Source organism: Hwangdonia seohaensis (genome assembly GCF_031932625.1).
In the GTDB taxonomy this organism is placed as follows: Bacteria; Bacteroidota; Bacteroidia; order Flavobacteriales; family Flavobacteriaceae; genus Hwangdonia; species Hwangdonia seohaensis.
The window spans coordinates 750283-773833 of the sequence record NZ_JAVSCK010000001.1 but is presented as its reverse complement, the minus strand read 5'-3'; the positions used below and the strand labels follow the sequence as shown (position 1 = coordinate 773833).

12 protein-coding genes and 1 tRNA gene are annotated in these 23551 nt (G+C 35.7%); 6 read left to right on the top strand and 7 right to left on the bottom strand.

Translation table 11 applies throughout. From position 1 onward, the window contains the following. Window positions 1–3171, bottom strand: coding sequence for a SusC/RagA family TonB-linked outer membrane protein (locus RNZ47_RS03295; protein WP_311936289.1), 3171 nt, complete (start codon window positions 3169–3171; stop codon window positions 1–3). Between the two features lie 230 nt (window positions 3172–3401). Between RNZ47_RS03295 and RNZ47_RS03290 the strand changes: the two genes are divergently transcribed. Next, window positions 3402–6407, top strand: coding sequence for a ligand-binding sensor domain-containing protein (locus RNZ47_RS03290; RefSeq protein ID WP_376717810.1), 3006 nt, complete (start codon window positions 3402–3404; stop codon window positions 6405–6407). Between the two features lie 177 nt (window positions 6408–6584). Here the strand turns inward: RNZ47_RS03290 and RNZ47_RS03285 are convergent. Together RNZ47_RS03285 and rseP are read right to left on the bottom strand one after the other, a co-directional pair. After that, window positions 6585–6658 (bottom strand) — tRNA-Asn (locus tag RNZ47_RS03285). 72 nt (window positions 6659–6730) lie between these two features. Then, complete coding sequence (gene rseP / locus RNZ47_RS03280; protein ID WP_311937479.1) at window positions 6731–8077, bottom strand: RIP metalloprotease RseP; 1347 nt, start codon at window positions 8075–8077, stop codon at window positions 6731–6733. Between the two features lie 185 nt (window positions 8078–8262). On the opposite strand from rseP, the gene RNZ47_RS03275 reads away from it, so the two are divergent. Then, window positions 8263–8934 carry an SCO family protein gene (locus tag RNZ47_RS03275; RefSeq protein ID WP_311936285.1) on the top strand — a complete coding sequence of 224 codons (672 nt, stop codon included), beginning with the start codon at window positions 8263–8265 and terminating at the stop codon, window positions 8932–8934. A gap of 249 nt (window positions 8935–9183) precedes the next feature. Here the strand turns inward: RNZ47_RS03275 and RNZ47_RS03270 are convergent, their stop codons facing one another. Then, complete coding sequence (locus RNZ47_RS03270) at window positions 9184–9792, bottom strand: superoxide dismutase (RefSeq protein ID WP_311936282.1); 609 nt, start codon at window positions 9790–9792, stop codon at window positions 9184–9186. A gap of 289 nt (window positions 9793–10081) precedes the next feature. On the opposite strand from RNZ47_RS03270, the gene RNZ47_RS03265 reads away from it, so the two are divergent. The 4 genes from RNZ47_RS03265 (at window position 10082) to RNZ47_RS03245 (ending at window position 18672) form a co-directional block, all read left to right on the top strand. After that, complete coding sequence (locus tag RNZ47_RS03265) at window positions 10082–13219, top strand: UvrD-helicase domain-containing protein (protein ID WP_311936280.1); 3138 nt, start codon at window positions 10082–10084, stop codon at window positions 13217–13219. Between the two features lie 388 nt (window positions 13220–13607). Further along, the gene (locus tag RNZ47_RS03255; protein ID WP_311936278.1) at window positions 13608–14969 is read left to right on the top strand and encodes an OmpA family protein; all 1362 of its coding nucleotides are present in this window, start codon (window positions 13608–13610) and stop codon (window positions 14967–14969) included. Between the two features lie 94 nt (window positions 14970–15063). Beyond that, a complete protein-coding gene (locus RNZ47_RS03250; RefSeq protein ID WP_311936276.1) occupies window positions 15064–17823 on the top strand; it encodes a PD-(D/E)XK nuclease family protein in 2760 nt (919 codons plus the stop codon). After that, the gene (locus RNZ47_RS03245; protein WP_311936274.1) at window positions 17824–18672 is read left to right on the top strand and encodes an alpha/beta hydrolase family protein; all 849 of its coding nucleotides are present in this window, start codon (window positions 17824–17826) and stop codon (window positions 18670–18672) included. It begins immediately after the preceding gene. Window positions 18673–18691: 19 nt separating this feature from the next. On the opposite strand, the gene bglX is transcribed toward RNZ47_RS03245, so the two are convergent. Genes bglX through RNZ47_RS03230 form a run of 3 tightly spaced genes read right to left on the bottom strand, consistent with a single transcriptional unit; the run spans window position 18692 to window position 23478 of the window. Next, on the bottom strand, window positions 18692–21010 hold the full coding sequence (gene bglX / locus RNZ47_RS03240; protein ID WP_311936272.1) for a beta-glucosidase BglX: 2319 nt from the start codon (window positions 21008–21010) through the stop codon (window positions 18692–18694). A 14-nt stretch (window positions 21011–21024) separates the two neighbouring features. Then, complete coding sequence (locus RNZ47_RS03235; protein WP_311936268.1) at window positions 21025–21879, bottom strand: endonuclease/exonuclease/phosphatase family protein; 855 nt, start codon at window positions 21877–21879, stop codon at window positions 21025–21027. Window positions 21880–21885: 6 nt separating this feature from the next. After that, the gene (locus tag RNZ47_RS03230) at window positions 21886–23478 is read right to left on the bottom strand and encodes a glycerophosphodiester phosphodiesterase family protein (protein ID WP_311936266.1); all 1593 of its coding nucleotides are present in this window, start codon (window positions 23476–23478) and stop codon (window positions 21886–21888) included. Window positions 23479–23551: the final 73 nt, after the last annotated feature.

Genomic DNA, 23551 nt, shown 5'->3' with positions numbered 1-23551 from the left:
TTAAAAAGTTAAACTAAGACCAACAGAAAACACTTTGGATAGCGGATATATTTTACCATTACCCCATGATCCACCAGTAGTTTCAGGATCAAAAATATCACTCATTTTTGTGAAGGTCACCAAGTTCTCTCCAGATAAGTAAATTCGCATTTTAGAAATTCTCACTTTTTCTGTAACGTCTGCTGGTATGGTGTAGCCCAATTGAATGTTTTTTAGTCTTAAATATGCACCGTTTTGTAAAAATCGTGTTTGGGTAGCAAAATTTTTCCATCCAGAATCGAAAAGCGGTCTTGGATAGTAAGCATCTGTATTTGCTCCAAATGGACTTGTAGTGTCTTCAGGTCTGAAATAATCCAAGTGCTGTGTAAAACCTGCAGATTGCCACATGTTTGAATTGGCACCTGAAAAGTACGGCCCCCCAACAGCTACATCGCGTTTACCTACACCTTGGAAAAATGCTCTAAAATCGAAGCCTTTATAGTTGGCGTCTAAATCGATACTATAACTATATCTGGCTTGGCTATTACCGATTATAGACAAATCGCCATGGTCGTCTAAAGTATTAGAACCATTGTTAATGGCAGGATCATCATCTAAGTTTTGGTACATAATATCGCCAGCAGCCCAGTTAGAGCCCATTCTGTCTTGATTATGCATAGCCAACCAATCGTTCATTTCGGTATCCGATTTAGCAATGCCTTGTGTAGTGTATCCCCAAATCTCACCGAATTCCCTACCTGTGTACCATTGGTTTAAATCACCAGTTTCGTTTGGATAAGATTTTACAAATTGTCTGGTGTCTGATAAAATAAATTTAGCACCATAAGAAAAATCGTTGAACGTATCTCTCCAACTTATCTCTAAATCGAATCCTTTTGATTCCATGTCGGTATTGTTAATTCTTGGTGGACTAGCACCCAAAATCGCTGGTAATTCTGGTGCGGGACCAACCATATCAAAAGTGGTTCTGTTATAAATATCTAGGCCAACACCCAATCTGCTGTTAAAGGCACGCAGGTCTAAACCAACATTCCAAGAGGTAACTCTTTCCCAAGTTAACAATGTGCTCACAAGTCCTGGAGGATACGCTGTGTTTGGTCTTGATCCGTTTACTAACCAGCCACCATTATCTACACCAATGCCCATACTCGGGTAAAATGGGTACCAATTATTGGTGTTTTGATTTCCTAGTTCACCGTAAGATCCTCTTAGTTTTAAAAAGTTAACATGTTCTGATAACTTACTGTCTTTGTAGAAATTTTCGTTAGAAATATTCCAACCTGCCGAGAAAGAAGGGAAAAACTGCCATCTTTTATCGTCTAAGAAACGTGAAGACCCATCATATCTGCCATTAACTTCTAATAAATACCTGTCCTTATATGCGTAATTTAATCGGCCAAAATAACCTTGTATGGCCCAATGTTGGTAAGCTCCATAACCTCTCGTATCACCTGTAGCCGTATTAATTGTAGGAAGGCTAGGCGTTATCACATCATCTCTGTTTACACCTAGGTTACGTGTTTTTGTTAATTCTGATTGATAACCAGCCATTACTTTAAACTCGTGGTCTTCATTTATAGTTAAGGTATAGTCTGTATAAACGTTAGGGCTGAAATAGTTGGTCTTGTATGCACTTTCGTAAATTCTTGAAGCACCTGGTGACCATAATACATGTTGTAATGCAGCAGCATGCGCAACACCATCTTCATCGTACCTGTAGATTGGTAAAAACTCGTTATGATTAAAAGAATTACTTATTTTATAATTCAGATTAGCATAGATGTTCCAATTTTCTAATGGTGTAAATTGAACATTTAATTGTTGTACGAATTCATCATTTTGGTCTTTGTTTCTACCGTTTTCTAAATGTGCAATTTCGTTACCATAAACATAATTTCCATTAGGGTCTTTAAATGGCATTGTGGGCCATCTTCTAGCGATATTATGGAAAAACAAACCGCTTTGGTAAGACGATCTTTCGTAATCTATTCTTGTTAATCTGCTTAAATATGTTAAGCTTATTTTATCAGATATTTTAGAACTTATTTTAGAATTTATGGAATAACGATCATATTGGTCGTTACCATAATTAAGTAGCCCTTCCTGATCTAAGAAATTGGCAGAGAAATAGTAATTTACTTTTTCTGTACCTCCGTTTAAACTAAGGTTATGCTCTTGAGAAGCTGCTGAATCTTTATAAAATATATCGAACCAGTTGTTATCGGAAAACCCATTTGGATACATATTCCAATTGTTATTGGAGCTATTCCAATCGGTTTCATTAGGTAGAACTCCTGATCGATGATCTCTTATTTTTTGCAATACCTCTTCAGAAAATTTTGGAGATTGACCAGCATTAGCAGCCGCCTCATTCCAATAGGTTGCAAAAGATTCTGAATCTAACATTTGTGGTTGCAATAACGGACTCGTTAGCCTGAAGTTATTGTTATAATTAATGGTAATCTTACCGTCTTTTCCAGATTTAGTGGTAATAAGAATAACCCCAAATGGTGCTCTAGAACCATAAATGGAAGAAGATGCAGCATCCTTAAGCACAGAGATACTTTCTATATCTTGTGGGTTTAAGGTATTCATATTTCCTTCCATACCATCAATTAAAATTAATGGAGCTCCAGAAGACCCGGAACCAATAGTACCAGAACCTCTAATGTTAAAGCTAACGGCATTATTAAGCTCACCACCGCTATTGTTTACAGAAAAGTTCATACCTGCTACCGTTCCCTGTAAAGCGGCAGCTACGTTTGTTACCGGTCTGTTTTCCAGGGCTTCGCCATCTACAACCGATACCGACCCCGTTAGGTTAACCTTTTTCTTTGTACCGAAGCCTACTACTACAACCTCGTCAAGCAGAGCGGCATCCTCTATTAGTACAGTTACAATTTTAGAATCGCTAGTGGTTACCGTGTGTTCTTTTGTCTTCATACCTATATAAGAAAAAACAAGCACGTCGCCTATTTTAACAGTTAAGGTATAATTTCCATCAAAATCTGTTTGTGCGCCTGTAGTTGTTCCTCTAACAATAACGTTTGCCCCGGGTAGAGGCGCATTGTTTTGGTCGGTAACAGTACCACTAATTACTTTTTCTTGTGCCATTAAACTCATAGTGCTCAATAACAAGAAGAAACTAATAAAAAAGTTGATTTTCTTCATACTTAATAATTGTTTAGTTAATTGTTTTGGTTTGTTCTAATCTTTTAGTTTGTCCTACAAACAAAATTTGTTCACAAAATTAAATATGTATAACATAAAAACACGAAAAAATAGGTTACATTTGGGTTACATATCGTTACATTTTGGTTACATAAAAAACCGTATACCCTACATAAACAGTTATTTAAGTTATTTTTACTCAAATTTATTAACAAAATATTAAGTTAACAATGCGCATCCATTTACTTCTTTATTTTTTCATCTGTTTTATTTTTAATTCTTTAGTATTAACAGCTCAAAATGTAAGTATACAATTTCAGAGTATTACTTTTGAAGATGGGATTTCTGACAGTAGAATAAACCATGTCATGCAGGATAAAGAAGGGTTTTTATGGTTTGCGACAAGGTTAGGGATAGATAGGTATAATGGTCAAACCATGAAGACCTATCAGTTTTTGCAAGAAAAACAGGCAGAGATTAACACCATGTTACAAAGCCAAAAAGGACATATTATAGTCGCTACAACCAAGGGGTTGTATTTTTTGAATATCGAAAATGACCGTTTTGAGCTATTGAAATCTCAAAACGCCGAGCTCGACACCCATTTAGATACTAATATACACAGCATCATTCAATTAAAAGATGGTCGGTTTTTATGCAGTTCTGCTACTGGAACCATCTTTAGCCTTTCTTTAGAAGAAAGCAAAACCGAATATCACATATTTAATTTCGATAAGGGCTCTAACAATAATTATGCTTCGGCTTTATTTCAAGACGTAAATGGTGTTATTTGGATGGGTACAAGCCAAGGGGCTTTGTGGTTTTATAACGAATCTGAATTCGTGCCTTCTGGTTTTTCCAAATTTAATAACACCACTTATATAAATGAAATTACTGCGGATGCAGACGGAAATCTTTGGATTGCCACCAACGGCAATGGACTCTTTAATTTTAATGCTGATTTAGAACAAGCCAAACATTATAAAAAGACCAATAACAACCATTCTGAAACCATTAACAACAATATGGTCTTAAGTCTTTATGCCGATAAAAATGATAATATATGGATTGGCACCGACGGTGGCGGCCTTAATCTTTACAAAAAAGCAAAAAGCAAGTTCCACCATTTTCAAAGTGATGGTTACAATGAGTTTTCAATTTCAGACAATGCCATTTTAGACATAAGTCCAGGAGAAGATAATGTAATTTGGACAGGTACGGTTCACGGCGGGGTAAGCTATTTTAAAAACAATATTAGTTTATACAATATTCCACCGTCTAAATTGGGCATGGACCATAAAGACAAACAAGACTCCCGGATTTTAGAGGCTAAAAATGGAGAATTTTGGCTTACAGCCGGAAGAAATGGCTTAAGACGATTTAATCCAAAAACGGGTAAGACAACGATTTTTAAAGACGACCCAAGTGACAAAAACGATTTAAGCGGAAATAATATATTGTCGTTATACGAAGATAGCCTGGGTCGCATTTGGATAGGCACCTTGTACGGTGGCTTAAATATTCTAAACCCAAAAACCAACCAGTTTTTAAAGGCTGAAAATTGGTCTGGTTTAAAGGCCATTTTTGCAATAGAAAAAGATGGAAAGGGTAATATATGGGTGGGCAGCAATTCAGGAATTACCGTGTACGCTACGCAATTAAACATATTGCATACTTATTCGGTAAATTCCAATATAGGCCTTAGCAGCAATGTTATTACCTGTCTCTATAAAGATGTAAAAGACGATATGTGGGCAGGTACCGCCACTGGACTTAATGTATTTAAGCAAGATAAGTTCACATCCTATTTGCCCATAAAAGAAGACAAGACCTCGCTAAGCGGAAGCCGAATCCTTTCAATCGCCGAGGACGACGACCTCTCTATTCTCGTGGGCACTTACGGTTACGGTTTAAACCGCTATGTTAGAAGCAGTGACAACTTTATAAGGATAGGTAAAGATAATGGTCTGGAAGCAACTTTTATCAGAGGTATTTTTTTAGATGATGAAAAAAATATATGGTGCAGCACCAATTTAGGATTGAGCAAAATCTCCCCCGAGGGAATCGTTCAAAACTTTGATGGCCATGATGGAATTGAACCCTTTAACAATAATAAAGCCGAATTTGGACGTGACGGATATATATATATGGCAGGCACCTTTGGGATTACTTATTTTAAAGCCAAAGAATTAAAAAACAACTATTCAAAAAATCCAAACGTTTTTTTTACAAGCATATCGCTTATTAATGAAAATGGAATAGAGCAAGTGCCTTTTGAAAACCATTTAAAAACCAATCGGCTTACGTTACCTCAAGATAATGTCGTGTTTAACATAGGTTTTGCCACTTCAAATTATTGGGATCCGGAAAAAATTATATTTGCTTACAAATTAGAAGGATTGCACGAACAATGGCAAACCGTTGGTAGCCAACAAACACTCTATTTTTCCAATTTAGATCCAGGTGATTATACCCTTAAAGTAAAAGCCATTAACAATGCTGGTAACGAAAGTTCGCATATCGCGTCTTTAAAAATTACTGCAATGCCTTCTTTTTGGGAAAAAATCTGGGTAAAAATACTGATGTTCTTATTTTTTATAGCCACAGTAATTGGATTCCTCAAATGGCGGATATCGGCCATAAAGAGACAAAAACTTGAACTTGAACTTCGTGTAAATCAAAAAACGAAATTGGTAGAAGAACAAAACAAAAAAATCTATAAGAACAACCTAGATTTACTTAACGCAGAAAAGGCGAATCAGGAATTAAAGCGAAAACAGCTTGAAAACGAACTCAACTTTAAAACCGACGAGCTTACCAACCGTACTTTAAGGGAAATTCATAAAAATAATTTGCTCGATAAAATTAAAAACGATATTTCAAAAGTTGCAAAGCGCAATGAGGATAGCGAAAGGTTAAAATCCATTGTAAACCTTATAGACGATACTTTAAACCTGGACAAAGATTGGGATGATTTTTACAATTTATTTCAGCAAGTACAACCCGCGTTTATATCCAACTTAAAAAAGATGTGCCCAAACATAACAGATAGAGATGTTAAGCTCTGTGCATTAATTCGCTTAAATTTCTCGTCGCAGCATATTGCAACGCTTTTCGGTATTTCAGAGAGCTCGATTAAAGTCGCTAGACACCGATTGAGGAAAAAACTTAAAATTGAAGAAAACCAGAGTTTTCAGGAATTTTTTGAAAGTTTACGACCAAAAACCGCAACATAACATTTAAATAATCTAAAAATTAAAAGAACAGTTACAGCATCATTGTCTTTATAAAATCATCTTATTGCTCATGCCTTTAGTAAAAACATTCAGATGCACTGAACAAGCCAGCGATAAAAAACCTTAAACCTAGTTTTTAAGCACAAAAAAACCACCTAATTTCTTAGGTGGTTTTTGCTCCTCTTCTTGGGCTCGAACCAAGGACCCTCTGATTAACAGTCAGATGCTCTAACCAACTGAGCTAAAGAGGAAGGCTATTTTCGCTTAAGCGAGCGCAAATATATATATATTTTTATTTACTACAAATTTAATAATTAAAAAATTTAATTAAAAATGGCTTTATAAATATCGTTTCCGTTGGCGAATAATACCAAGGCGATTAATATAAAGAAACCAACCACTTGTGCATACTCCAAAAACTTGTCTCCCGGTTTTCTTCCAGAAATCATTTCATACAGTAAAAACACAACATGGCCGCCATCTAAAGCCGGGATTGGCAGTAAATTTAAAACCCCAAGCATTATGGATAAAAAGGCTGTTATGCCCCAAAATGCTTGCCAACTCCAAACGTTGGGGAATATGTCGAATATGGCCTTAAACCCTCCTACGCCCTTGTAAGCGCCCGTGCTAGGCGTAAAAATAGCTCCTAATTGATCCCAATACGACAGCATTCTATCTTTGGTTTTCTTTAATCCTACGGGAAACGATTCGAAAAATCCATACTTTTTGGTATCGTACTTGTAATACCCTAAAGCTTCTAATGTTTTTGGAGTAGAACGGGAGGCATAGACCAACCCAAGTTTACTTTCATCACTTATTTTTAATGGTAAAGTTATTTCTTCATTTTCCCTTATAACCGTAGCCTGAACATCTTCTCCTTTAAATTTTTCTAAACCTAATCTTACTTCGTCTGCATATTTGGTTTTAAAATCGTTTAACGCAATTATAATATCCCCTTTTATTAAGCCCGCATTTTTATTAAACGATGTGTCCGGAACCTCAACTACAATAAACGGTTCTCTTAAATCTATAAATCGTTTTTCTTTCGAATCTATAAGTTGCGCTAAAAAGTCTTCCGGTAAGGTTACCGTTGACGTGTTTCCGTTTCTTTCAATAGTAATGTCTTTTCCAAATAGCACTTTCTCAGAAACCTGAGAAAAGTTTTCGATTTTCTCCCCATCAACTGCTAAAATTTTATCTCCGGTTAAAAGCCCCGCATTGTTAGCTACCGTACTTTCTATTAAAAGCCCGTCTTTAATATTGTCGTTTGGCAGAAATTTATCGCCATAAAAATAGCTCATTCCTATGTAGATAAGGATGGCCAGTAAAAAATTTACCGTAACACCGCCCAACATGATAATTAAACGTTGCCATGCCGGTTTAGAGCGAAACTCCCATGGTTGCGGTTCTTTTGCCATTTGTTCGGTATCCATGCTTTCGTCAATCATACCAGCAATTTTAACGTAACCGCCCAAAGGCAACCAACCTATACCGTAAACCGTATCGCCAATTTTCTTTTTAAACAGTGAAAATTTTACATCAAAAAACAAGTAAAATTTTTCTACTCTGGTTTTAAAGACTTTTGCAGGAATAAAATGCCCCAATTCGTGCAAAACAATCAATAATGAAAGACTCAATAAAAATTGAGATATTTTAATAACAAACTCCATATATCTTCTGTCAGATTTTAATAATCGCACAAAAGTAAGCTTTTAAACCAACTTTAAAAAGACAATTATTTAATGCGCTTTTTTTTAACACGATTTTAAGTTTCGCTTAAATCTTAAGACTTTAAATTTTTAGTCGTGCCGCTTTCATTGTATTTTTGCATTTGTTAAATTTTCAATTTCTATCAATGTTTTCGTTTTTTAAAGAATACAAAGGGTTTGCAATTGTTTTTGCAGGTATTTCACTCGTTATTGTGCTTATTATTTACAATACTTTAAATGTTTATAAACCGTTGCCCATTTACCAACCCGCCATGGTTAGTACCGAGTTGGTGGACAGCACCATTCAGCACAAAAAAAAATACCATAAAATAGCCGATTTTAAGCTTATAAACCAAAACGGAAAAACCATTACCCAAAACGATTACAAAGACAAGATTTATGTCGCCGATTTCTTTTTTACCACTTGCCAGACGATTTGCCCGATTATGACCGATCACATGGCTCAAATTCAAAAAGAAATTATGAATGACAACGATGTTATGTTGCTTTCGCATACGGTAACACCCGATATTGATACGGTGGCGCAACTAAAACGCTATGCTGAAAAAAAAGGGGTTAACGACGCGAAATGGAATTTGGTTACCGGCGATAAAAAGCAAATTTACAGGCTTGCCAGAAAAAGTTATTTGGCTGTTAAAGATAATGGCAATGGCGATGCTTTTGATATGATACACACCGAAAACTTTATGCTTATTGATAAAAAGCGACAGATTCGCGGGTTTTACGATGGTACAAATCCTGAGGATATCGAAAGGCTTCTTAACGATATTGTGGTTTTGAAAGCAGAAAAAAAATAGTGTTTCATTTTAAGCTTTTAAGTGTAGCAAATTGAACTGCTTTTTTGTTTTTACCCGTTATTTGGCGGACAGGTGCGCTAGGGATATCAGCCCTTCGACAAGCTCGTGATAAACTCATCCTTTTTTGAGGTACGAGAAAAAGATACAACGTCCCGATAACTATCGGACAGCCCGACCGCTTGGTAGTGTCATAAAAAAAAGCAAACCCATTACTGAATTTGCTTTTGTATTTAATATAATGAATAAATTCTATTTTGCTTCTGCGTAACGTCTTTCAACCTCATTCCAGTTAATTACCTTGAAAAAAGCACTGATATAATCTGGACGACGGTTTTGGTAGTTTAAATAATAGGCGTGTTCCCAAACATCCAATCCTAAAATTGGTGTGCCACCGCAACCAACACCTGGCATTAATGGGTTGTCTTGGTTTGGCGACGAGCAGATTTCCACTTTACCGCCTTTATGTACACATAACCACGCCCAGCCTGAGCCAAAACGTGTGGCTGCAGCTTTACTAAAAGCAGCAATAAATTCATCCTTTGAGCCATAAGCAGCCTCAATAGCATCCTTTAAATCGCCCGACAAGTAACCCCTATCTTCAGGGTTCATAACCTCCCAGAATAAGCTGTGGTTGTAAAATCCGCCACCGTTATTTCTAACGGCACCGTTGTTCATATCTAAATTCGTTAGAATATCTTCAATGGATTTACCGTCTAAATCTGTACCGGCAATAGCGTTATTTAAGTTGTTTGTATAGCCTTGGTGGTGTTTTGTATGGTGTATTTCCATTGTGCGTGCATCAATATGAGGCTCTAAAGCGTCATAAGCATATCCTAATTTCGGTAATTCGAAAGCCATAATTTTCTGTTTTTAAAATATTAGTATTTATTTTCATTCAAATTTACGCATAAAACACATCAATTAAAAATAATAAATTGTTATCCACGCATTGATAGTTTCTATATTGTCCTCTTTTAAACATTTTGAGTTTAAACGAAAATTAGAAGTTTTTAGTTCTGTTGAAGTCTTTTTTGAGTTGCATAGCATCGCTACGGAAGAAGAAAAAGACAAAAAGAGGGCTGGAAACAGCAATTTTTTAGCATATTGAAAATGTTTAAATGAGTACATTGTCTTTAAATTTGTTTTTATGCAGCCTAATCACCCTTTTACTATTTACAATGCTTCTGCCGGTAGCGGAAAAACCTACACCTTGGTAAAGGCGTATTTAAAAATCCTTTTCAACTCAAACAACCTGTATCTTTTTAACCGCATTTTAGCCATTACGTTTACCAATAAAGCGGTTGCCGAAATGAAAGACCGGATAATCGAAACCTTAAAGACGTTTTCTGATGAGGCGGTATTAAAAGGTTCAAATAGTATGTTTGATGCAATTTGTGAAGAACTTGACATGGAACCTAAACAGCTCCACGAAAAAGCTGAAAAACTACTCAATACCATAATACATAATTATGCGGCCTTCGATATTTCGACTATTGATGGTTTTACACATAGATTGATACGCACCTTTGCACACGATTTGAAATTACCATTGAATTTTGAAGTTGAACTGGACCAAGACGCGCTTTTAAGCGAAGCGGTTGATAGCTTAATAGCCAAAGCCGGAACTGATGATGCGCTGACCAAAATTTTGGTGGATTTTGCCATTGAAAAAGCCGATGATGATAAAAGTTGGGATGTGTCTTTTGATTTTAACAAGATTGCAAAATTGTTGGTTAACGAAAACGATATGCCCTTTATTGAAACCTTAAAACACAAAACTTTAAACGATTTTAAAGGACTAAAATCTCATTTGAAGAAAGAGATTTTAGATTTTGAATCCTCTATTGTTGAAGAAGCTCAAGGTGTTTTAACTTTAATTGACGAGGCTGGTTTAGAGCAGAACGATTTTTCGAGAGCTTCGTTGCCCAAGCATTTTCAAAATCTAAACAATAAAAAGTTTGATATTAAATTTGATTTGAATTGGCAAGCCGATTTAACGGAAAACAACCCGCTTTACCCAAAACGCGTTACTGAAGATGTGGCATCAATAATCAATCAAATCCAACCGCAATTGGCAGCGGCCTTTAGCCATACCAAACAAGCGGCTTATCATCTTAAATTTTTAAAGGCCTTTTACAAAAACGTTACGCCACTATCGGTTTTAAACGCCATAAATAATGAGTTAAGTGTTTTAAAAACGGAGCAGAACAAAATGCTGATTTCAGAATTTAATGCCATTATTAGCAAGGAAATAAAAAACCAACCTACACCTTTTATTTACGAACGTATTGGCGAAAAATTCAAGCATTATTTTATTGATGAGTTTCAGGATACATCGGTTATGCAATGGGAAAACTTAATTCCGTTATTAGAAAATTCACTATCTGCCGAAAACGGTACTACCATGTTGGTGGGCGATGCCAAACAAGCCATTTACCGCTGGCGCGGTGGTAAAGCCGAACAATTTATTGATTTGTTTAATAAAACCAAACAACCTTTTCATATTAAACAAAAAGTAGAAACACTTGATGAAAATTACCGGAGTTTTAAAGAAATCGTCAATTTTAACAATGGCTTTTTTAAATTTTTGGCAAACCAGGTTTTTTCGGCTAATGACTATAAAATACTTTACGAAAATGCACAGCAAAACATCACCAAAACCGAAAAAGGCTATGTGAGTTTTTCGTTTTTAGAAATTGAAAAAGAAGACGATAGAGACGAACTGTTTTCAGAACACACCTTAAACACCATTAATAACTGTTTAGAAGATGGTTTTGATTTGGAGGATATTTGCATTTTGGTTCGCAAGAAAAAAGAAGGCGTTGCGGTGGCCAATTATTTGAGCCAAAACAACATACCTATCGTATCCTCGGAAACCTTATTGCTAAGTAATTCCGACGAGGTTAATTTTATAAACAATGTGCTGGCACTTTTAAATCAGCCTAAAAACAACGAAATAAAAATTGCTGTTTTAAATTATTTAACGACGCTTTTCAGCATTGAAAACAAACACGAATTTTTTACCAATCATATTAATCTAACACTGCCTCAACTTTTTAAAAGTTTTGAAAAATTCAATATTCAAATAAGTAGCAGCGATTTACTGCAACTGCCGCTTTACGATTTGGCCGAAACCATTGTGCGCAGCTTCAATTTAGTAAAAGCATCAAACGCTTACATTCAGTTTTATTTAGATGTGGTTTTAGATTTTTCACAAAAAAAAGGATCGGATATTTCTGGGTTTTTACAGTATTTTGACAAGAAAAAAGAAAGCTTGAGTATTGTATCGCCCAAGGGACAAAATGCGGTTCAAATTATGACTATCCATAAATCGAAAGGTTTGGAGTTTCCAGTGGTGATTTTTCCGTTTGCCGATTTGGATATTTACAGAGAGTTGGAACCCAAAGAATGGTTTGCTTTAAACAAAGAAACATACAACGGTTTTTCGCATACTTTATTGAATTTCAATAAAGATTTCGAGTTTTATGGCGATGAAGGTTTGCGTATTTTTAACAAACATCAATCTGAACAGGAATTAGATAATATTAACCTGCTTTATGTAACGTTAACGCGGGCTGTAGAGCAATTACATGTTATTTCAATTAAAGATATTTCATCAAAAGGCGAGGTAAATACCAAAAGATATTCGGGTTTGTTTATTGCGTATTTAAAACATATCAATGAATGGGAAGATTCTAAATTATCGTACAGCTTTGGAGACTCTAAAAGAACTATTGAAAAAGAAACTCCGAAAAAAGAAACACAAATTCAACACGAATTTATTTCAACAGCAAAAGAAACGCATAATATAAAAGTAGTGACCAAGTCCGGTTTACTTTGGGACACCGCTCAAAAAGAAGCCATTGAAAAAGGGAATCTTGTCCACAATATCCTGTCTAAAATCAATACCAAAGATGATATCGATTCAGCTATAAACGATTTTATCAATACGGCTTCAATAAATCAAGAGCAAGCCGCCATTTTAAATGCAACTGTAAACGAAATTGTTAATCATTCAAAGCTTCAAGAGTATTACACGCTGAAATATACCATTTATAATGAGCGTGATATTATTACAAAAGAAGGTATCATTTTACGTCCGGATCGCGTGGTTGTAAACGCAAACAACGAAGCTGTTATAATAGATTACAAAACAGGTTTTGAAGATAAAAAGCACTCCCAACAATTACAATTGTATCAGGATGTTTTAGAAAATATGCACCTAAAAGTGACCAAAAAAATTCTCATTTACATAAATGATGACATTGAAATAAAAGAAATATAACTTCATTAATTACAAAACCATGTGCAGCTCTATAAAAGGAAATTAAAATATACTACACCCACCATCTAGATCTTAGAAAATTGTCGCACACCAAAGCAAATATACTTTTAAAAGAAGGTGTTTACGCTATTGAGTTCTTTTTTTCCGTTGCCTGAAAGGCAAAGCAAGAATTCGCGTACAACTAACGTCAGTTCTTACAAAACCACATTTAGACAAGGCTATTGCTGCGTTCGCCAAAGTTGACCAACTACTCAACGCAATCTAAAATCCTTCTGAATTACTTATTATTAAAAGGATTCATCAATATTTTTATATATTTGTCTTTGTTAATAACATTTAACAACTTACTTTTGCTTACAATTAACACTTAAAAATTAAACTTTTGAATATGAAAAATCTTAGCAGATTATTGTTCGCTATGTTGCTTGTACTTGGTTATAGCAACGCTAATGCGCAAGACGAAAACAACCCATGGCAAATTACCATAGGGGCAAACGCGGTAGACTTCTATCCGACAGGTGAAAACGCGCCACTTGGTGATACTTTTGATGAGTTCTTTAATGTTAAAGATCATTGGAATATTTTACCATCTTTATCAACGATTTCTGTATCTAAATATTTAGGTGACGGTTTCTCATTTGGAGTTGCTGGATCTTTAAATAAAATCGATAAGTGGGGAGATGCTTCAGTTGATGATTTGTCTTACTACGGTTTAGATGGTACTATTAAGTACAGCCTTGGTAATTTACTTAACTCAAACACGCTTGAGCCTTATTTAGGTGCAGGAGGTGGATACTCTTGGGTTGACGAAGTTGGTGCTGGTACTGTAAATGGTACTTTAGGCTTAAATGTTTGGTTTAACGAAAACATTGGCTTAACACTACAGTCTGCATACAAACATGCATTTGAAGACTATTTACAAACTCATTTCCAACACACTGTTGGTATTTCTATCAAATTTGGTGGAACTGATACCGACGGCGATGGCATTTACGACAAAGATGATGCTTGTCCAGATGTAGCTGGTTTACCTGAGTTTAACGGTTGCCCAGATTCTGATGGTGATGGTATTGAAGATTCTAAAGACGATTGTCCTAACGAACCTGGTTTAGCTGAGTTTAACGGTTGTCCTGATTCTGATGGTGATGGTGTTCCAGATCATTTAGATGAATGTCCTACTGTAGCTGGTTTAAAAGCTTTAGCTGGATGTCCTGATGCTGATGGTGACGGTGTTGCTGATAAAGATGACAAATGTCCTAACGAAGCTGGTCCTGCTGCTAACAACGGTTGTCCTTGGCCAGATAGAGACGGTGATGGTGTTTTAGACAAAGACGATAACTGTCCAGACGTTAAAGGTACTGTAGCTAACAACGGTTGCCCAGAAGTATCTGAAGCGGTTCAAAAAACGCTTAACGAATATGCTAAAACCATCTTGTTTGATACAGGTAAATCTTCTATCAAAAGTGAATCGGCTAAAGTATTATCTGATATTACAGCCATCTTAAAAGAATACACAAATTCTAAATTTACCATAGAAGGTCATACTGATAGTACTGGTAGTGCAAAATTAAATCAGTCATTATCTGAAGCTAGAGCGCTTTCTGTAAAAGAATATTTAGTTAAGAATGGTATCGATGAGTTTAGATTATCTGCACTTGGTTACGGAAAAGACAGACCAATTGACACCAACAAAACTAGAAAAGGTAGAGCTAACAACAGACGTGTTGAAATTAACTTAGTTAAAGAATAATACTCTATTTTTAGTTAAAAAATAAGTTTTTAAAAACGCTTCGGTTATCCGAAGCGTTTTTTTATTTTTATATGGTAGTAACAACTAAGCTTTAATGACAACTTTTATTTTTGATGTTTTAAAAGATTTAAAGGATTCCGAAATAAATCTTTCAAAACTAACCTTTATTTTACCCAGTAAAAGGGCTGGTTTGTTTTTAAAGCATCAACTTTATAAAGTTGCCGACGAAACCATTTTTTCCCCTGAAATTATTAGTATAGAGGAATTTGTAGAAAACACGTCCCAACTTAAGCCCATCTCGAATACAGAGCTTTTATTTGAATTCTATAACAGCTATGTAACGCTTACCAAAAAAGAAAACCAAGATACTTTTGAGGTCTTTTCAAAATGGGCACAAATTTTACTTCAGGATTTTAACGAGATTGATCGCTACCTTATTCCGCAAGAAAATATATTTAATTATTTAAGTGATATTCAAGAACTAAAACATTGGTCTTTAGAACAAAACAAAACCGATTTTGTTAAAAATTACTTATCGTTTTGGAACAAACTGTATACGTACTACACCCATTTTACCCAGCAACTTTTAAATAAAAATAGCGGCTACCAAGGGCTGATTTACAGAGAAGCGGTTAAAAACTTAGAATCTTATATTCAAAGCAACACCGAAAAAAAACATGTTTTTTTAGGTTTCAATGCGTTAAATACCGCTGAGGAAACCATCATTCAAAAACTACTTGAACATGATGTGGCAAAAATTTATTGGGACATCGACCAAGTTTTTTTTAACAACCAAAAACACGATGCCGCATTATTTACAAGGCAGCATCAAACCCGTTGGAAATATTTCGAAAACAATCCGTTTCATTGGATTACCAACAATTATTCAAAAGAAAAAAACATTTCAATTTATGGTGTTCCAAAAAACATTGGGCAATCTAAATATATCGGAACCCTTTTAAATAATTTAAGCCAAAGCGACCCGTCGCTGCAAAATACTGCGGTAGTTTTGGGCGACGAAAATTTATTGATTCCCGTATTAAATTCGCTGCCATCAACTATCGAAGCCCTTAACATTACCATGGGGTTTCCACTAAAATCCATTCCGCTTGCCTCCCTTTTCGAGAGCTTGTTCAAACTTCATAAAAACCCATCAAAATCATTTTACTATAAAGATGCAATCAACATTATAGCGCATCAATTTATAAGACCTTTATTTTATTTTGACGACACCGATTACGCTTCAAAAATAATTGAAACCATTGAAGCCAATAACATCATTTATTTAACTTCCGATAGATTAAAACAAATTGCCGCAAAGGCTGAAACAATTATCGATATTCTCTTTACCAATTGGGAAATAGCTATTGATGACGCCTTAAAAAACTGTTCGCAATTAATCTTGACTATTAAAAATGATTTAATTGAAAACAAAGCTTCAAACCTATTACCCTTAGAATATTTATTCCGATTTAATGAATTGTTTAACGAGTTATCGCGATTAAATTCAGAATACCACCACATCAAAGACATTTCAGCCTTATTTAGCATTTACAAAGAATTGTTAAGCACCGAAACACTCGATTTTCAAGGCGAACCCTTACAAGGTTTACAAATTATGGGTATGTTGGAATCCCGGGTTCTGGATTTTGAAACCGTTATTATTTCCTCGGTAAACGAAGGCATATTGCCCTCTGGAAAAAGCAACAATTCCTTTATTCCGTTTGATGTTAAATTAGAAAACAACCTGCCCACGTATAAAGAAAAAGATGCGGTTTACACTTATCACTTTTACAGGCTTTTGCAACGCGCCAAAAACATCCATATTATATACAATACCGAAGCCGATGTGTTGACCGGTGGCGAAAAAAGCAGGTTTATTACGCAGTTGCAATTAGAAAATATTCATAAAATTAACCATCAAATTATAGCGCCCCATGTGCCAGTAATACAACCGAAATTAAACCAAATAAACAAAACGCCCCAGTTATTAAATCAAATTATTGAGGTGGCAAAACAAGGGTTTTCACCTTCCTCACTTAGCAACTATATCAGGAATCCTATTGATTTTTATTATCAGAAAATATTAAAAATAAAAGAGCACGATGATGCCGAAGAAACCGTTGCGGCAAACACCTTGGGAACCGTTGTACACAACACGCTTGAAGATTTTTACAAACCATTTATTGGTGAGTTTTTAACGGTTGAAAATATTAAAAATTTAAAGCCTAAAATTAATGAAACGGTAAGTCATCATTTTAAAAATGAATATAAAGAAGGTGATATTACCAAAGGTAAAAATCTTATTGTTTTTGAAATAGCAAAACGTTACGTATCTAACTTTTTGGATTTGGAAATTCAAGATTTAAAAGCTGGAAACCAAATAAAAATGATTGCCGTTGAAGCCGAAAACAACGTGTTTATCGATATTCCCGAACTTAATTTTCCCATAAACTTAACAGGAAAAGTAGATCGGGTTGATGAGTATAATGGTGTAACCAGAATTATTGATTACAAAACGGGGCAAGTAAGCCAAAGCAGTGTAGAAATTGTAGATTGGGAAGCCATTACTACCGATTACGATAAATACAGCAAGAGTTTCCAAGTACTCACTTATGCGCTCATGATGCATCAATCCAATCAAATTCAACTTCCTGTTGAAGCTGGTATTTTCTCTTTTAAAAATTTACGTCATGGGTTTTTAAAATTTGCACAAAAAGACAAAACGGGACCTTATGCCAAAAAAAATGCGTTGATTACTGAAGACACAATTGATAAATTTAGTATTGAATTAAAAAAGCTCGTTTTAGAAATTTGTAATTTAGATATACCTTTCACTGAAAAAGAAATATAAATGATTATTGAAAAAAACATAGTTGTTGAAGGCAAGCACGAAAAACCCATTTTAACCGATTTGTTTTTTAAAGACGATAGCACTAAAAAACCTATAATAATATTTTGCCATGGTTACAAAGGTTTTAAGGATTGGGGCGCTTGGGATTTAATGGCTAAAGCATTTGCCGAGGCTGGTTTTTACTTTGTGAAATTCAATTTTTCGCACAATGGAGGCACTGTAAAACAACCTATCGATTTTCCTGATTTGGAAGCTTTTGGAAATAATAATTACACCAAGGAATTAGACGATTTAGAATCTGTTATCGATTGGGTGTGTTCGAATTCTGAGTTAAAAAAGAATGCCAACACAAATCATATAACTTTAATTGGGCACAGTAGAGCTGGCGGGATTGTAACTATAAAAGCCGAAGAAGATAACAGGATAAAAAACGTAATTAGTATAGCTGGCGTATGCGATTTTGGAAAAAGAACAGCAACAATTGGCGATTTAGAAAAATGGAAAAAAGACGGTGTAAAATATGTTTTAAACGGACGAACAAAACAACAAATGCCACACTACTATCAATTCTATGAAGATTTTATTGCCAATGAAATCAGACTCACTATTAAGCGCGCCGTTTCTAATTTAAAAATACCGTATTTAATTATTCATGGCGATAATGACACGAGTGTTTTTATAGATGAAGCAAAACAACTTCATAGTTGGAACCCGAACAGTCAACTTGAAATTATTGAAGGTGCCAATCATGTTTTTGGAGCACAACATCCTTGGGAAAAACCAACGCTTCCCAAGCATTTAAAAGCTGTTATAACTAAGATTACAGATTCTCTATCGCAACAAAACTAATTATTGATGGATTGTTTGCTTATTCAATGACAGTGAAACTTTTCTTTAAAGTGGTTGTAGAATCGCCTCCAACCCAAACATTAAATTCACCGGGTTCTACTTCCCATGTATTGTTTGCCGTATAAAATTGAAGTGTTTTTTCGTTTATAGTAAAACTGACCGTTTTGGTTTCCCCAGGGTTTAGCATTATTTTTTCAAATCCTTTTAACTCTTTTACTGGTCTCACAAAACTACCAACCAAATCCCGAATATAAAGTTGCACGACTTCTTCTCCTGCTCTATCACCGGTATTGGTTACATTAACAGATGCTTTTATGTCGCCGCCAGCTTTTATTTCATTTTTATCCAATTGCAAATCATCGTAACTAAAAGTGGTATAGCTCAAGCCAAAACCAAAGGGGTATAATGCCTTTTTCGGAGCATCTCTGTAACCTGAAAATGTAACGTGTTTATTGCTGTATGGTCGTCCGGTATTTTTTTGGTTGTAATACAAAGGCTCCTGACCAACGTTATGCGGAAATGATACCGGTAATTTTCCCGACGGATTATAATCTCCAAAAACAACATCGGCAATGGCATTTCCAGATTCAGAACCCAAATGCCAACACTCTAAAATGGTTGGTGCAATTTCAGAAGCGCGGCTTAAATCCATGGGTCTGCCGTTCATTAAAACAATTACAATGTTTTTATTCACTTTATAAACGGCTTCCAATAATTCATTTTGAAGTCCTAAAAACCCAATATTGGTTTGACTGCGGCCTTCGCCTGTTTGATACGCATTTTCGCCTATTACCAATAAAACAACATCTGATTTTTTAGCAACCTCAACAGCTTTTGCAATTCCGGAGTCGTCTGTGGTATTAAATTTTAAAGGCAGTAAAAACTGATTCGCACCAGGTGCAATAGTCGGTATGGTTAAATCAACGCCTTTTGCATAATGTATTTTAGTGTTCTCGCCAACGGCGTTTTTAACACCTTCCAATAATGAAACTGCCGAATTATATTCCCCTTTGGCACGCCAGTTTCCCAACGGCGAATCTTTATCATCGGCCAAGGGTCCAATAACCGCGATGCTTTTAAGTTGTTTTGACAGCGGCAATAAACTATTTTCATTCTTAAGCAGGACTATGGATTTTCTTGCAACATCGCGAGCTACGGCTAAATTTTCTTTGGAGTAAACGTTATCTTTTTCACGTTGCTCGTTGCAGTATTTATAGGGGTCATCAAAAAGTCCCAATTCAAATTTCAGCCTTAAAACCCGTCTTACAGCATCATCAATTTGATGGATTGAAATCTTTTTTTCGTTAAGCAACGTTTCCAAATGCGCTTCATAAGCATACGATTCCATATCCATATCGCTCCCCGCATTTAATGCTATTTCGGCTGCGTGTTTTTTGTCTTCAGCATAACCGTGCGCCCTCATTTCACCAATAGAACCCCAATCTGAAACCACTAATCCACTCCAGTTCCATTCCCCTTTCAAAATATCGCGTTGTAAAATTTTATGTCCTGTCGCCGGAATACCATCAATATCGTTAAAGGCATTCATAAAAGTTGCCGCGCCAGCTTCGGCGGCAGCCTTAAAAGGTGGTAAAATGGTGTTGTGCAGTTCGTTTGCACCAACATTAACGGTGTTATAATCCCGACCGGCCTCACCAAAGCCATAGCCCGCAAAGTGCTTAGCGCAGGCTGCAATGGTATTAATATCGGACAAATCATCGCCTTGAAATCCTTCAATACGCGCCACACCAACAACAGCGTTTAAATACGGGTCTTCGCCAGCGCCTTCCATAACGCGCCCCCAACGGGCATCTCTGGACACATCAATCATGGGAGCAAAGGTCCAATTTAAACCTGAAGCTGCGCTTTCTTTGGCTGCAATTGACGCCGATTGTTTCATAATATCTAAATCCCAACTCGCCGTTTCCCCTAACGGAATGGGAAAAATGGTTTTATACCCGTGAATCACATCATAAGCGAAAATCAAAGGGATTTTAAGTCTTGAATGCTCCATAACTATTTTTTGGGTTTCCCGAATACTTGCCACAGAAGTGATATTTAACATCGAGCCCACCTCGCCCTTTTTAAGCTTTTCAAGTTTATGTTGATCGCCTTTTGTTGATGAAGGCCCGGTAGCATTCCACTTCCCGCTATATTGCACTAACTGTCCGATTTTTTCATTAATCTGCATGAGTGCCAAAACCGAATCTACCTTTTTTTCAATACTTTCATTTAAAGTTGAATGCTTGGGATTTGTTGTTTCGTTTTTACAGCTAAGCACGGTAAAAATTAGACTTGAAATAATGATAAGCTTTAAAGGAAGGATTGCTATTTTCATGTTTAAATACGGTTCTATTTTAATGTTAATTCTACAAATACGGGAAAATGGTCTGATGGATATTTTAAATCTATGGAACTGGATAAAACACCGTATTTTTCGACTTCAATTTTTGTGGATTTTGACAACATAATATAATCTATACGTCGTGTAACAGGCTCGTTGAACTTAAATCCATTGAATGTTCCGTTTGACCCAAAAACAAGTTTTGCTTTATCTTTTGAATCGTTAAGGGTTTGCTTAAGATTTGCAATAAGTTCGCTTTGGGGTTCTACATTAAAATCGCCCATTACAATTACCGGAAAATCATCGGTATTTAAAGTCTCTATTTTTTTAAGAATAAGTTGCATGCCTTGTAACTGTGCTCCTTTTCCAACATGGTCTAAATGCGTATTGAACACCCATATTTTTTGATTGTTTTCGAGTACAGTGAAAAGTCCGTAAGTACAAATTCTTGGATAGGCGGCATCCCAACCCATTGAAATTTCACTTGGAGTTTCCGACAACCAAAAGGTATTTTCTTCTTCAACTTTTAGTTTTTTTGCATTGTAGAATATGGCTGAAAACTCACCTTTATTATCGCCATCGCGACCAATTCCAATGGTTTTGTAATCTTTTAGAGCCTCTTTTAAATCGGTCATTTGATTGGGTCGCGCCTCTTGCACGCCCAAAATATCGGGGCTGTAAAACAGAACTTGCGAACTTAAAAACCCTTTCCGGTTTGCCCAGGCGTTTTCACCATCGGAAGCGACATCCAAACGGATGTTGTAAGTCATTACATTTAGGCTTTGGTTTTCTTGTTGTTTTTCATTTTTACAACTTAAAAAACTCATGACCAAAACCAATACTAGTAGCGTATAATGCTTCATTGTTTATTATTCTTTTTGTTGAAAAACCCTAACATAATCGATTACCATTTGCTGCGGAAAAACGGAATCGTCAATCCCCTTTTGTCCCCCAAGCATCCCACCAACGGACACATTCATTATCAAATAGAACTCTTGATCAAACGGCCATTCCGCCACGGTTTTATGCTCGTTTTTTATATGATTGTAAACGGTATCGTTTAAAATAAAGTCCATTTTTTCGGGTGTCCATTCTACAGCAAACACATGGAACGTATCGTAAGGTTTTTCAATAAAAATCTTTTTTCCTTTTTCTGTGCCTTTCATGTGGTTAAAGGCTTTTGTATGAATGGTTCCAAAAATAGAGTCTGGGTTAAAACCAACATGTTCCATAATATCTATCTCGCCGCATTCTGGCCAGCCAACTTCTTTTCTGTTTTCACCCAGCATCCATATTGCCGGCCACAAACCAACACCCCTTGGTAACTTTGCCTTTACTTCAATGCGCCCATATTTCCAGGATGCCAAGCCATCGGTTTTTAATCTTGCCGATGTGTATTGCGCAGTGTCAATTTCAGCGATATACTGTACCCAACTTTTGTTTTTAAACTCGTCGCTTTTGTATTTTGCGTTTGCAATTTTTTCTTTATGTGCTTCAATTATTAAAGACCCATTCTCGACCCTAACATTTTTTAAGCTATCGGTGTAATATTGCTCTTCGCGGTTACTTAAAAAACCGTAATCGTAAGCCCATTTGGTAGAATCTGGTTTTCCTTGGTAGTTAAACTCGTCGCTCCAAACCAATTTATAACCTCTTTTTGTTGGGCTTTTTTCGCTTCTTTCAAAAACAAGTTCCGGTTCATCTGTAGTAATGTAATCAAAATCGTTTGCTAAAAACCAATCGATATCTTCAATTGAATTGGCTGTCCAAACGTTTAATATTAAACCTTTTTCTTTGGCACTTGTTATCCATTCTGGCTTCACTTTGTATTTATAAACCAAGTAGTCTAATCCTGTTATACCATCTTCTATTAATCGTTTTGGTGGTTTTGAGCCATCTAAATATTGTGTTCTGGCATTGGCATCCAGTTCCTTTATTCTTTGTAAAATGGCATAACTAAAACTGATGTAAGACAATATATAATTTTCGGCTCTAAGTTCTTTTACCAATTTCAGCACGTTTTCGGCCATTAAGGCATTTCGGCCTTCGGTTTTTGACGGTTTTATTTCGCAGACCAAACCCGTGGAAACGTTATTTTGCATTCCGGCAATTATATAATCTCTTAACGTGGGTAAGGTTTCGCCGTTTGAAAGTTTAAATTTTGATAATTGGGCATAGGTGGATTTTTCTATAATTAAATCGTGATAATCGGCATCGTGGGTAACAATCAATACGTTATCGGCCGTCATTCTTACATCAAATTCTGAACCCGTACACCCTAAGTTTATGGCGTGTTTTAATGCCGCTATTGAATTATGTGGTAGGTTTTTTTGTTTCCAAGCGCCACGGTGTGCCACCACGACATTATCGGCAAAAGTGATTGTTTTATGCGAACTGGATTGGCACCCATAAAGACTTATAAATACGACCAATAAAAACAAATGAAGTGTGCTTTTTAGCATAAGAATACAATTACTTTTTAAAACGAAATTTACGAAGTTACTAAAAGTGTTGAAATCTAAGGGCAAAAGACTT